12 protein-coding genes are annotated in these 12,095 nt (G+C 56.0%); 7 read left to right on the forward strand and 5 right to left on the reverse strand.

Translation table 11 applies throughout. The annotated features are described in order from the left end of the window. Positions 1–140: 140 nt before the first annotated feature. Positions 141–1,478, forward strand: coding sequence for an MFS transporter (locus KGP25_RS23000; RefSeq protein ID WP_223539662.1), 1,338 nt, complete (start codon positions 141–143; stop codon positions 1,476–1,478). A 34-nt stretch (positions 1,479–1,512) separates the two neighbouring features. On the opposite strand, the gene KGP25_RS23005 is transcribed toward KGP25_RS23000, so the two are convergent. After that, positions 1,513–2,250, reverse strand: coding sequence for an IclR family transcriptional regulator (locus KGP25_RS23005; protein WP_126534909.1), 738 nt, complete (start codon positions 2,248–2,250; stop codon positions 1,513–1,515). Between the two features lie 169 nt (positions 2,251–2,419). Here KGP25_RS23005 and KGP25_RS23010 point away from each other — a divergent pair, with 169 nt between their 5' ends. Next, positions 2,420–3,112 carry an RraA family protein gene (locus KGP25_RS23010; protein WP_223539663.1) on the forward strand — a complete coding sequence of 231 codons (693 nt, stop codon included), beginning with the start codon at positions 2,420–2,422 and terminating at the stop codon, positions 3,110–3,112. After that, entirely contained in the window at positions 3,112–4,050 is a 939-nt protein-coding gene (locus KGP25_RS23015) for an NAD(P)-dependent oxidoreductase (RefSeq protein WP_223540603.1), read from the forward strand. The genes KGP25_RS23010 and KGP25_RS23015 overlap by 1 nt, the downstream gene beginning before the upstream one ends. A gap of 32 nt (positions 4,051–4,082) precedes the next feature. On the opposite strand, the gene KGP25_RS23020 is transcribed toward KGP25_RS23015, so the two are convergent. Beyond that, positions 4,083–5,279, reverse strand: coding sequence for an NAD(P)/FAD-dependent oxidoreductase (locus tag KGP25_RS23020; protein ID WP_048226402.1), 1,197 nt, complete (start codon positions 5,277–5,279; stop codon positions 4,083–4,085). 228 nt (positions 5,280–5,507) lie between these two features. Here KGP25_RS23020 and pitA point away from each other — a divergent pair, with 228 nt between their 5' ends. From pitA to KGP25_RS23035, 3 genes are all read left to right on the forward strand, one after another. Next, positions 5,508–7,007, forward strand: a complete 1,500-nt coding sequence (gene pitA / locus KGP25_RS23025) for an inorganic phosphate transporter PitA (RefSeq protein WP_223539664.1) — start codon at positions 5,508–5,510, stop codon at positions 7,005–7,007. Between the two features lie 174 nt (positions 7,008–7,181). After that, complete coding sequence (locus KGP25_RS23030) at positions 7,182–7,538, forward strand: polymorphic toxin type 44 domain-containing protein (RefSeq protein ID WP_223539665.1); 357 nt, start codon at positions 7,182–7,184, stop codon at positions 7,536–7,538. Between the two features lie 10 nt (positions 7,539–7,548). Continuing rightward, complete coding sequence (locus KGP25_RS23035; protein WP_223539666.1) at positions 7,549–7,956, forward strand: hypothetical protein; 408 nt, start codon at positions 7,549–7,551, stop codon at positions 7,954–7,956. Positions 7,957–7,999: 43 nt separating this feature from the next. Here KGP25_RS23035 and uspB read toward each other — a convergent pair whose 3' ends face one another. Next, positions 8,000–8,335 (reverse strand): universal stress protein UspB, encoded by a 336-nt coding sequence (gene uspB / locus KGP25_RS23040; RefSeq protein ID WP_003861224.1) that lies wholly within the window; start codon positions 8,333–8,335, stop codon positions 8,000–8,002. Positions 8,336–8,618: 283 nt separating this feature from the next. Here uspB and uspA point away from each other — a divergent pair, with 283 nt between their 5' ends. Next, positions 8,619–9,056, forward strand: a complete 438-nt coding sequence (uspA, locus tag KGP25_RS23045; RefSeq protein ID WP_003861223.1) for a universal stress protein UspA — start codon at positions 8,619–8,621, stop codon at positions 9,054–9,056. 92 nt (positions 9,057–9,148) lie between these two features. Here uspA and rsmJ read toward each other — a convergent pair whose 3' ends face one another. Both rsmJ and prlC read right to left on the reverse strand, forming a co-directional pair. Next, positions 9,149–9,901 carry a 16S rRNA (guanine(1516)-N(2))-methyltransferase RsmJ gene (gene rsmJ / locus KGP25_RS23050; RefSeq protein WP_048027777.1) on the reverse strand — a complete coding sequence of 251 codons (753 nt, stop codon included), beginning with the start codon at positions 9,899–9,901 and terminating at the stop codon, positions 9,149–9,151. A 7-nt stretch (positions 9,902–9,908) separates the two neighbouring features. Continuing rightward, positions 9,909–11,951, reverse strand: coding sequence for an oligopeptidase A (prlC, locus tag KGP25_RS23055; protein WP_048027782.1), 2,043 nt, complete (start codon positions 11,949–11,951; stop codon positions 9,909–9,911). Positions 11,952–12,095: the final 144 nt, after the last annotated feature.

Below are 12,095 nucleotides of genomic sequence, written 5' to 3' on the forward strand. Positions count from 1 at the left end.
TATCTGTGAGTCACCTCTTATTTACATCATTTAAACCTTCCATTAACTGGATAAAAAGAACGCGCCGTCGCTATAGTGGTTTTGTTTAATAAAACTAAGTTGTACCTAATAAAACAAAGAACACACCCTGCGAGGATACAATGACAGAACATTTACGTAACGGCGCGACCGCCACCGAGGACATAGAAAGAGAGACGATGCGGAAGGTGATCTGGCGTATTCTCCCGTTTCTGATTGTCAGTTACCTGGTCTCGATTATCGATCGTGGGAATATCGGCATGGCTTCGCTGCAGATGAATGAGGACCTTGGCCTCAGCAAAGCGGCGTTTGGCTTCGCCAGCAGCCTTTACTTCGTGGCCTATTTTTTGTTTGAGGTTCCCAGTAACCTGGCCATGCAAAAAGTCGGTGCCCGGCTGTGGATACCGCGCATTATGATCAGCTGGGGCATCGTCTCCATGGGCATGGCGCTGGTTCAAAATACCACCTCGCTCTATATCGTCCGCTTTCTCCTCGGGGCAGCGGAAGCAGGCTTCTTCCCGGGCGTCGTGCTGTATCTGACCTGGTGGATCCCTGCCCGCTACCGCGCGCGCATTATTGCGTCCTTTATGGTCGCCATCCCGCTCGCTAACTTCATCGGCTCCCCGCTTTCCGGGTTGATACTGTCGCTGGATGGCTGGCTGGGTCTTCGCGGCTGGCATCTGCTGTTCATTATTGAAGGCTTACCTGCGGTACTGCTGGGTATTGCGGCCTGGTTTATTCTCCGGGATCGCCCTCATCAGGCGAAATGGCTCGGTGATGAACAGAAAAAGTGGCTGGAAACCACGCTTGAGACCGAGCGGAGCCAGCAAAAGAACATTGGACATCAGACGACGTGGCAGTTGCTGAAGCATCGTCAGATCTGGCTGATGGCGCTGATTTATGCGGGCGCATCGTCCGCGGGCACCACGATCAGCGTCTGGTCTCCTCAACTGCTGAAATCCTTCCATCTCGATAACCTTGAGACAGGTCTGTTTAACGCTATCCCTTACGGTCTGGCATCGATTCTGATGATTGTCTGGGGACGACACTCCGATCGCACCAACGAACGCCGCTGGCATACCGCGCTGACGCTGTTCATGATTGCCGCCGGCGTGTTCGCTGCCTTTGTAAACGTCTCGCTCTTTGCCACTATCGTGATCCTGAGCATTATCCTGACAGGCGCGTATGCTGCGAAAGGGCCTTTCTGGGCGCTGGCATCCGGCTGGATGAGCAGCTCCTCGGCGGCGGCAGGGCTGGCCGCGATTGGCGCCATCGCGAACCTGATTGGCGGGGTGGTCATGGTAAATGCCTACGGCATAATCAGCGAGCAGACGGGCAGCTACACGCTGGCTATGCTTCCACTGGCCGCGCTGTGCCTGGCCGGGGGTATAGCGGTGCTCATTATGGGACGGCAGGCCCGCAACGCTCAGCTACACGAAAAACAGATCACGCATTCGTGATGACAAAAGCGGGACACGTGTCCCGCTTCTGCGTTTAAAGATTGTCTTCCGCCGCGTCGCTCGTTTCACCAAAGAACTGCTGACAGAAGGGCTTACTGGCTCCCATTTTCTGCGACAGACGGCTGGCCGCCACCTTCATCAAAGGCCCTATCTCCTTCTCACGACGATCTTCCGTCAGCCGTGAGATGGGGCCGGTCAGGGCTAACGCCGCAACCAGCTTGTCGTGAACGCCGAAGACAGGCATCGCAAACGCCGCGGTGTGGGGATCGCGTGCGCCTGACGTGTAGAAGGGGAGTTCAGCGTCTCCCTCCGGCAGGCTCTCATTGAGCCCCCAATGGCGCAAGACCTTACTGATGGCCGAATTATCGAGCGGGAACTGGCTGCCGGGAAGATTGCTGTGTCGCAGGCCGTGCGACGCTTCCGCGCGAAACAGGCAAAGGCGCTGCCCACCCTCCAGCACATACCAGCTGGCACTTTCCTGAGACGCCAGGGAGAGCGCCTGAAGCTCTGGCTGAACCACCCGCGAAAGATGGAAAGATTGTTCATACAGCTTGCCGAGGTAAAGCAGACGTGGGCCAAGCGCATAATTGCCGTCTTCATGCCTGACGACGTAATTCATCCGTTCAAGAGAATTCATCAAGCGGTAAACCGTGGTTTTGTGATAACCCGACAGCTGTGCCAGCGCGGTCAGCGTCAGGCTCTCATCCCCAGGACGGAAGCAATCCAGTAAAGCCAGCGCTTTTTCAACCGCTACAACGCCTTCATTCCCCATCATTATCTCCTTGTTAGCCCGGCAGTGAGTGTACCTCAAATTTTGTGAGTCACTTCGTGTTTACATCACAAACGCCACCTCGGGTCTGGCTAAAAGGAAAGCAACACCGCTATAGTTGTTTTGTTCTGTAAACCTGCGTTGTACTAAGTAAAACAATATGGAGGCATTCATGTCCGTTTCTGAAAAAAAACCGATTAATCGCCAGTTCGAACGCGTTTCTGCCGAGGACGTTCGTCGGGCTGCCGAGTATCCGGCAGCCATTCTGGCCGACGTGGCTGGTCGCCGCGGTACGCTTCACGGTCGCATCAAACCGCTGGCTCCTCACATGTCCGTTGCGGGTCCGGCCATCACCGTGGAAGTCCGTCCGGGTGATAATCTGGCGATTCATGCCGCGATGGCGGTTGCGCAACCCGGCGATGTCCTGATCGTCGATGGCAAAGGCGACCTGAGCTGCGCGCTGCTGGGCGAAATCATGGCCACTCAGGCTCAGGCGAGCGGCATTGCGGGCATCATTATTGACGGTGCTGTACGTGACGCCGATTCCCTGAGCAAAGGTCACTACCCTGTCTTTTCTGCCGGTCTGAACCCCTGCGGCCCGACAAAGTTAATTTCTGGCCGGGTTAATCATCCCATTTCAGTCGCCGGGGCGACGGTTCAGGCCGGGGATCTGGTTGTGGCGGATATCGACGGCGTGGTCGTCATCCCGCGTGATGAGGTTCAGCAGGTCATCGCGCTGGCAAAGGAAAAGCTGGAGATGGAGACCCGACGTCTTGCCGCCATCCGTGAAGGCGATTTGCGTCCACACTGGCTTGATGACGCGCTTCGTAAGGCAGGTATGTTAGCTGACGGGGAGACGCTGTGATGGGGGGCAAAGACGTAATTCTGGTTACCGGAAGCGACCTGGCGGAGCAGGCCATGGTGATGCTGCAGGGCTTTGAGGTGGTGTTTGCGGGCCGCCAGCCGACAGAAGATGACCTGATCGCGCTGTGTGAACGACACAATCCCGTGGCGATTCTGGTTCGTTATGGCCGGATCACCGCGAAAGTCATGGATGCCGCCCCGGCTCTGCAGGTTATTTCCAAGCACGGAAGCGGGATCGATGTGATAGACCAGACGGCAGCGGCCGAGCGCAATATCGCCGTCCGCGCGGCCCCAGGCGCAAACGCGGCGGCAGTGGCTGAACATACCTGGGCGCTGATCCTCGCCTGCGCAAAGTCCGTGGTGCCTCTGGACAAGCGGTTACGAGACGGGCACTGGGATAAGGCGACGCATAAATCCATTGAGCTGGAGGGATTAACCCTGGGGCTAATCGGATTGGGCGCTATCGGCTCGCGCGTGGCAACTATTGGTCATGCCTTCGGTATGAAGGTGCTGGCTTACGATCCTTATGCTAAGTCCATGCCCGCCCTGTGCGAACGCGCAGAGACGCTGACCGGACTTCTTTCCCGTTCCGATGTCATCTCTTTGCACTGTCCGCTAACCGATGAGAATCGGGGAATGATCAATAGCGAGACGCTCGCACACTGCAAGCGGAACGCCATTCTGGTCAATACGGCACGCGGTGGACTGATCCACAGTGAATCGTTACTGGCGGCGCTCCGGGATGGCACGCTGCACAGCGCAGCGCTGGACAGCTTTACCCACGAGCCGCTGACGGCGCCGCACCTCTGGCAGTCTGTAGAAAACGTGGTTATTTCACCGCATATCGGCGGCGTTACCGCCGCGTCATACATCAAGATGGGGACCGTGGCCGCGAGCAATATTCTGGCCGTGACGGACGTCACCACCGTCAGCCCGTAAAGCCAACCGCGACGAGTGACAGCGCGCTGATGTCACTTGTCTTCTGCCAGCGCCTGAGCACATGCCCAGGCACTTGCCCATGCCCACTGGAAGTTGTATCCGCCGAGCCAGCCGGTGACGTCCATCACTTCACCAATAAAATAGAGCCCGGGTACGTTGCGCGCTTCCATGGTGCGGGAAGAGAGTTCATTCGTGTCGACCCCGCCCAGCGTGACTTCCGCGGTGCGGTAGCCCTCCGTGCCGTTTGGCTGCACGCGCCAGTTTGTCAGGGTCTCCACCAGCGTCTCCTGCTCGCGGCTGTTAAGCTGCTTAAGCGACACGTCGGGGATCTGCCCCAGCACCTGCAAACACTCCACCAGACGCTTCGGCAGCTGCATTGCCAGCGTGTTTTTCAGGCTTTGATTCGGGTGCGCGGTACGCTGCTCGTTGAGGAATGCATCGAGATCGCAGTCCGGGAGCAGGTTAACCGTGACAAACTCTCCCGGCTGCCAGTAGCTGGAGATTTGCAGGACCGCCGGGCCGGAGAGGCCGCGATGGGTAAAGAGCAGGTTTTCGCGAAACACCGTGCCGTCTTCGGCGGTGATAACTGAGGGAACAGACACGCCAGACAGCGTCTGAAGCTGTTCCAGAAGCGGTTTATGCAGCGTGAACGGCACCAGCCCGGCGCGCGTAGGCAAAACGTTCAGGCCAAACTGTTCGGCAATCTTATAGCCGAACGGGGAAGCGCCCAGCCCCGGCATAGAGAGGCCGCCGCTGGCGATCACCAGATTATCGGCACTGACGGTTTCGCCGTTGAGCTGCAGCGTGTAGCCCTGGTCGTCACGGGAAACCTCCAGCACCTCGGTGCGCAGGCGCATGACCACGCCACCCTTCTCGCACTCGGCCACCAGCATATCGACAATCTGCTGCGCGGAGTCGTCGCAGAACAGCTGGCCCAGCGTCTTCTCATGCCATGCGATACCGTGCTTTCCCACCAGGTCGATAAAGTCCCACTGGGTATAACGCGCCAGCGCAGATTTACAAAAATGACGGTTTTGACTCAAATAGGCCGCGGGTTCAACATACAGGTTAGTAAAGTTGCAGCGTCCGCCGCCGGACATCAGGATCTTACGGCCTGGCTTTTTACCGTTATCCAGCAGCAGCACGCGACGACCCGCCTGTCCGGCCATTGCCGCACAAAACATACCCGCCGCACCGGCGCCAATTACCACGGCATCAAACCTTTCCACGTCAAAACCCTCTTTGTTAACTGCCGCGGATTGTAAAGTTTCCTCTGTGGTCACACCAGCGTAAAAAGATATTACAAAGCCATTTCATTGAAATTTAAAGAATATCCTTTCAGGCACTTTTCTCAATTCAGGTGGTATGTCAAAAAAAGTCTATATTTCACTTTGCCCGTTGCGCATTTGTCCTGGATAATGCGCCGCGTTCATGTCCTCAAAATGGCGTAACGTCCTATGCTACATTTGTTTGCCGGCCTGGATTTACATACCGGGCTTTTACTCTTGCTTGCTCTGGTTTTTGTACTGTTTTACGAAGCGATCAACGGCTTCCACGACACTGCAAACGCAGTAGCGACGGTTATCTACACTCGCGCAATGCGATCGCAGCTTGCGGTTGTTATGGCGGCGGTATTTAACTTTTTTGGTGTCCTCCTGGGCGGACTGAGCGTTGCGTATGCCATTGTGCATATGCTGCCAACAGATCTGCTGCTTAACGTAAGTTCTGGCCATGGCCTCGCTATGGTGTTCTCAATGCTGCTTGCTGCAATTATCTGGAACCTCGGTACCTGGTATTTCGGCCTGCCTGCATCCAGTTCTCACACTCTCATCGGCGCGATTATCGGTATCGGGTTAACCAACGCCCTCATGACCGGTACATCGGTTGTTGATGCGTTAAATATCCCGAAAGTACTGGGGATCTTTGCCTCTCTCATCGTCTCCCCTATCGTGGGTCTGGTGGTGGCAGGCGGGCTGATCTTCATCCTGCGTCGTTACTGGAGCAATACCAAAAAACGCTCCCGTATTCACCTGACGCCAGCAGAGCGTGAAAAGAAAGACGGCAAGAAAAAGCCGCCATTCTGGACGCGTATCGCCCTGATCATTTCCGCAATCGGTGTCGCTTTCTCACACGGCGCGAACGATGGTCAGAAAGGCATTGGTCTGGTGATGCTGGTATTGATCGGCGTTGCTCCGGCAGGCTTCGTGGTTAACATGAACGCCTCCGGCTACGAAATCACCCGGACCCGTGATGCGGTTAACAACGTTGAAACCTACTTCCAGCAGCACCCTGAGCTGGTGAAAAAAGCGACCGGCGTTGACCAGCTGATCCCGTCTCCGGAAGCCGGTGCTACCACCGCGCCTGGCGAATTCCACTGCCATCCGGCAAACGCGATTAACGCGCTGGAACGTGCCAAAGGCATGCTGGGCAATATCGAAAGTTATGACAAACTGACCGTTGAGCAGCGTGGTCAGCTGCGTCGCATTATGCTGTGCATCTCTGATGTAACGGATAAAGTGGCGAAGCTGCCTGACGTGAATGCTGACGACCAGCGTCTCCTGAAGAAACTGAAAGGCGATATGCTCAACACCATTGAGTACGCGCCAATCTGGATCATCATGGCGGTCGCACTGGCACTCGGTATCGGTACGATGATTGGCTGGCGCCGTGTGGCGACCACCATCGGCGAGAAGATCGGTAAGAAAGGCATGACCTATGCGCAGGGTATGTCCGCGCAGATGACGGCGGCAGTGTCTATCGGTCTGGCGAGCTACACCGGTATGCCGGTATCCACCACCCACGTACTCTCCTCGTCCGTGGCAGGTACCATGATTGTTGACGGTGGCGGCCTGCAGCGCAAAACCGTGACCAACATTCTGATGGCCTGGGTGTTCACCCTTCCGGCATCCATCCTGCTGTCTGGTGGGCTGTACTGGATTTCGCTGAAGCTGATTTAATCGGTTGAAAGCGACAAAAAAGCGGGTCAGGAAACTGACCCGCTTTTTTTATGGCTGTTATTTGCAATCGAACAGTTTATAACATTAGGATTTCCTGAACATTTTTTGCTCAAAAGAGCTGCGAAGATAACACTATGATGACGGTCAGAAGAAAAACCAGACAAAGGAGAATGTATGGCTTCTGTCCCAATTTCAGGACCTGGCTCAATGGTTATAGCAAATAATATGCGTGAAGCACGTCTTCATGGCATGTCGCGTAACATGGCCACTCCCTCAACGTATTACTGGTTCTACCAAAAAGTCCGAAATGGTGGTCCCTGGGATTACAAAAAGTTCGACCCTTATTTTGCTGCATTTGGTAATTTCAACTTCGGAGCCGCCGGAACTGCAGCAGGCATTCCTGCAAACATCCTTCTTATGGGAGCAGGTTGGGCTCAAAGCCGTGCTGGCACGTCAAAACCTGAATGGGGAAAATGGTACGAAAAGCCGCCTTACGGGGACGATCCAACGGACCAACGCAATATCAGATAAGGAATAGAGTATGCCATTCAAAACGGCTACTAAATGGATTCATCGCCTTGTTACGGTTTCGCTTCTGGCTCTGGTCATTGGATTTGTGTGGCTAAACCACCAGCCCAATCAGCGAAATAACGATGCACTTCAACACGTTTATAAATTATCTGACAGCGTCTGGCTCTATATGACAGTGAACAATCAGGGTGGCGCCACCGTACCCACAATCTACCGTTACTATCTCTCGGAAAAGATAACAGGGAAAGACACCGACATTATCCATCAGTTGGCAATGAAGCATCCTGTCATTGAAGGTACGGGTACAATTACTGCGGCCAGCATTGATACAAACGGAGACGTTAACATCGCCTATAGCGGGAAGGTTACTTCGATTGAGACCAATCTCTCCAATCTTCGGTTCACGGTTAAGCCCTGAGCCAGAGGAAAGAAGGCGGGGCTGACCCCGCCTGTTGTGATGCTCAGTGCCAAATCATCAATGCAATCATGCTGACCACGACCAGGCCACACAGGGCGCTGGTTAAAATGAACTGACGACGCAGGCGCTCGCAGCGACGGATAAACTCTTCATCGTGATGATCGCGGTAGCGCTGGTAGTAGATATATCCCACCAGACGCATCTGTTTGCTGGGCTGTCCATGCGAGGTGAAGAACCCTCCACCGTCCACATACTGATAAAGCAACGGATCGCAACCACGAAGTACCACTAACAGCGCACGTAACGATGAGAAGTAGCGCGCCATATTCACTATGCAAACCACGCATAACGCCCAAAACAATGCGACGGTGCTAATCATACATCCTCCCCGGCGTCCGCCCACGAAGCAAGGCTTCTGAGCTACCGCACCCCAATGCCCTGACAGACAGTTCAGTGAAAGAATGACCAAAAGTCGATCCGGTTCGCGTTTTAATATCCGAACGGCTCATTTAATAGTGTAGGAGATCCGTTAATTTTTTTGCCACAAGGTTAATCGTTATCAACACCAAAGCTTGAAAAATATGTTTAACTGGGCCGTAATGAAAGCATCAGACGACGGCTTTCCCATTTAGTCATCGATAACTTAAGGAAGGAGTAACACTATGGCTTACAAACACATTCTCATCGCGGTAGACCTCTCCCCGGAGAGCAAAGTGCTGGTTGATAAAGCGGTATCCATGGCACGTCCCTACAACGCGAAAGTTTCGCTGATTCACGTTGATGTGAATTACTCCGACCTCTACACCGGTCTGATCGACGTCAATCTGGGCGATATGCAGAAGCGTATCTCCGAAGAGACGCACCACGCCCTGAGCGAACTGTCCACTAACGCAGGCTACCCGATTACCGAAACCCTGAGCGGCAGCGGCGACCTGGGCCAGGTACTGGTTGATGCGATCAAGAAATATGACATGGACCTGGTGGTGTGTGGTCACCATCAGGACTTCTGGAGCAAGCTGATGTCTTCCGCGCGCCAGCTGATTAACACCGTTCACGTGGATATGCTGATTGTTCCACTGCGTGACGAAGAAGACGAGTAAGTGCAAAAAAGCCCGGTGGCGCTAACGCTTACCGGGCCTACAAACGGCACTAACTGTAGGCCGGGTAAGGCGAAGCCGCCACCCGGCTTTTTTTATTCCGGCGTGCCTGAGTAGATATCAAACCGGTGCCCTTTGGTGGTCACCGCATTGGTCGTGGCAACGTCCGCCAGCGGCGGCGCATAGTCAGGGCGCTTCACCACCACCCGCTTCGTCGCCAGCTGGCGAGCCGGCGCCAGCAGGCCATCCGCATCCAGATCAGGTCCCACCAGAGACTGAAACACCCGCATCTCTTTCTTCACCAGCGCGCTTTTCTGCTTGTGCGGAAACATCGGGTCGAGATAGACCACCTGCGGGCGCGGGGTGATATCGGTCAGCGCCGTCAGGCTCGAGGCATGGATAAGTTGCAAACGCTCCTGCAACCACGGGCCGATTTCCGGGTCCGCGTAGCCACGGCTCAGACCGTCGTCGAGCAGGGCCGCCACCACCGGGTTACGTTCCAGCATCCGCACCCGACAGCCGACAGACGCCAGCACAAACGCATCGCGCCCCAGCCCCGCCGTGGCATCCACCACGTCCGGCAGATAGCTTCCTTTAATCCCAACCGCTTTAGCCACCGCTTCGCCGCGACCGCCGCCGAACTTGCGCCGGTGCGCCATGGCACCACCGACAAAATCGACAAAAATCCCGCCGAGCTTCGGTTCGTCGCGCTTACGTAATTCGAGATGTTCTGGTGTCATCACCAGCGCCATCGGGTTTTCATCATCGTGCTCCAGCCCCCAGCGGGCGGCCAGAACAGATAAGGCGCCGTCTCCGGCGCCCGTTTCATCCACTAAGCAGATCTTCACGTAACAATCAGCCTTTGATCCCGTAATGCTCAAGCATCGCATCCAGCTGCGGCTCGCGTCCGCGGAAGCGTTTGAACAGCACCATTGGCTCTTCGGAACCGCCGCGGGTCAGGATATTGTCGAGGAACGACTGGCCGGTTTCGCGGTTGAAGATCCCCTCTTCTTCGAAACGAGAGAAGGCATCCGCCGCCAGCACGTCGGCCCACAGGTAGCTGTAGTAACCCGCCGCGTAACCGCCTGCAAAGATATGGCTGAACGCGTGCGGGAAGCGGCCCCAGGTTGGCCCAGGAATAACGGCAACCTGCTTTTTAATCTCGGCCAGGGTTTCAAGAATTTTCGCGCCCTGCTCCGGGCTGAACTCGGCGTGCAGGCGGAAATCGAACAGGCCGAACTCCAGCTGACGCAGGATAAACATCGCCGCCTGGTAGTTTTTCGCTGCCAGCATTTTATCCAGCAGTTCTTTCGGCAGTGGTTCGCCGGTCTCATAGTGACCGGAGATAAACGCCAGCGCGTCCGGCTCCCAGCACCAGTTTTCCATAAACTGGCTCGGCAGTTCGACCGCATCCCACGGCACACCGCTGATGCCTGCCACGCCTGCAGTTTCGATGCGGGTCAGCATATGGTGCAGACCGTGACCGAACTCGTGGAACAGGGTGATCACTTCGTCGTGGGTAAAGAGCGCAGGTTTGCCATTCACCGGACGGTTGAAGTTACAGGTCAGGTAGGCGACCGGCTTCTGCAGAGAACCGTCTGCTTTACGCATCTGGCCCACGCAGTCGTCCATCCACGCCCCGCCGCGCTTGTTCTCACGCGCGTAGAGATCGAGATAGAAGCTGCCGCGCAGTTCGTTTTTCTCGTCATACAGTTCAAAGAAGCGCACGTCCGGGTGCCAGACGTCGATATCGGTACGCTCTTTGGCGGTGATGCCATAGATGCGCTTCACCACTTCAAACAGGCCGTTAACGGCTTTGTTTTCCGGGAAATACGGGCGCAGCTGCTCGTCGCTGATGCTGTAGAGGTGCTGCTTCTGTTTTTCGCTGTAGTAAGCAATGTCCCACGGCTGCAGCTCGTCCACGCCGAACTCCGCTTTCGCGAAGGCGCGCAGCTGGGCCAGCTCTTTTTCACCCTGTGGACGGGCGCGTTTCGCCAGATCGGTCAGGAAGTCGAGCACCTGCTGCGGATTTTCCGCCATTTTGGTGGCGAGGGATTTATCGGCGTAGTTTTCGAAGCCCAGCAGTTGGGCCAGCTCGTGGCGCAGGGCGAGGATTTCCGCCATGACCGGGCTGTTGTCCCACTTACCGGCATTCGGCCCCTGATCGGAGGCGCGGGTGCTGTAGGCGCGGTACATCTCTTCGCGAAGCGCCTGGTTGTCGCAGTAGGTCATCACCGGCAGATAGCTCGGGATATCCAGAGTTAGCAGGAAGCCGTCCTGCTCTTTCGCCTCGGCCTGAGCTTTTGCCGCCGCCAGAGCGCTTTCCGGCATGCCGGAAAGCTCCGCTTCGTCGGTGATCAGCTTCGTCCAGCCCATGGTGGCGTCGAGCACGTTGTTGCTGTACTGGTTGCCCAGCTCAGACAGGCGCGCGGCGATTTCACCGTAGCGGGTCTGCTTCTCTTTTGGCAGGCCAATCCCGGACAGCTCAAAATCACGCAGGGCGTTATCGACCGATTTTTTCTGCGCCGTGTTCAGTTCGGCATAATGGTCACCGTCGCGCAGGTCGCGGTAGGCTTTGTAGAGCCCTTCGTGCTGGCCGACCCAGGTGCTGTACTCAGAGAGCAGCGGCAGGGTTTGCTCGTAGGCTTCACGCAGCTCCGGGCTGTTTTTTACCGAGTTCAGGTGGCTTACCGGGGAGAAGATACGCCCCAGCACGTCGTCCACTTCGGCCAGCGGCTGACACAGATTTTCCCAGGTGTACGGCGCGCCCTGCGCTACCACGCTTTCTACCGCCGCGCGGCAGTTGTCCAGGGATTGCGTAACGGCTGGAACCACATGCTCGGGGAGGATTTTAGAAAACGGCGGCAACGAAAAAGGCGTCAGTAATGGATTGGTCATAAACGCTGTCCTGTTGAATAAGATGAATGAAGCGCGCATCCGGCGCTGTGCATATGCGATCTAGAATGGGGTTAAGTGTAGAGGATTTCAATGCCAGACGTTGTCGAAAAGAGCCCGGTGGCGCTGCGCTTACCGGGCCTACGG

Source organism: Enterobacter sp. JBIWA003, from assembly GCF_019968825.1.
Lineage (GTDB): Bacteria > Pseudomonadota > Gammaproteobacteria > Enterobacterales > Enterobacteriaceae > Enterobacter > Enterobacter quasiroggenkampii.

Excerpts from the sequence above, each read along its gene's own strand:
- KGP25_RS23015 (WP_223540603.1), top strand. The coding sequence starts at position 3,112 with ATGGGGGGCAAAGACGTAATTCTGGTTACCGGAAGCGACCTGGCGGAG.
- pitA (WP_223539664.1), top strand. The coding sequence starts at position 5,508 with ATGCTACATTTGTTTGCCGGCCTGGATTTACATACCGGGCTTTTACTC.
- prlC (WP_048027782.1), bottom strand. The coding sequence starts at position 11,951 with ATGACCAATCCATTACTGACGCCTTTTTCGTTGCCGCCGTTTTCTAAA.
- KGP25_RS23010 (WP_223539663.1), top strand. The coding sequence starts at position 2,420 with ATGTCCGTTTCTGAAAAAAAACCGATTAATCGCCAGTTCGAACGCGTT.
- uspA (WP_003861223.1), top strand. The coding sequence starts at position 8,619 with ATGGCTTACAAACACATTCTCATCGCGGTAGACCTCTCCCCGGAGAGC.
- uspB (WP_003861224.1), bottom strand. The coding sequence starts at position 8,335 with ATGATTAGCACCGTCGCATTGTTTTGGGCGTTATGCGTGGTTTGCATA.
- KGP25_RS23005 (WP_126534909.1), bottom strand. The coding sequence starts at position 2,250 with ATGGGGAATGAAGGCGTTGTAGCGGTTGAAAAAGCGCTGGCTTTACTG.
- KGP25_RS23000 (WP_223539662.1), top strand. The coding sequence starts at position 141 with ATGACAGAACATTTACGTAACGGCGCGACCGCCACCGAGGACATAGAA.
- KGP25_RS23030 (WP_223539665.1), top strand. The coding sequence starts at position 7,182 with ATGGCTTCTGTCCCAATTTCAGGACCTGGCTCAATGGTTATAGCAAAT.
- KGP25_RS23035 (WP_223539666.1), top strand. The coding sequence starts at position 7,549 with ATGCCATTCAAAACGGCTACTAAATGGATTCATCGCCTTGTTACGGTT.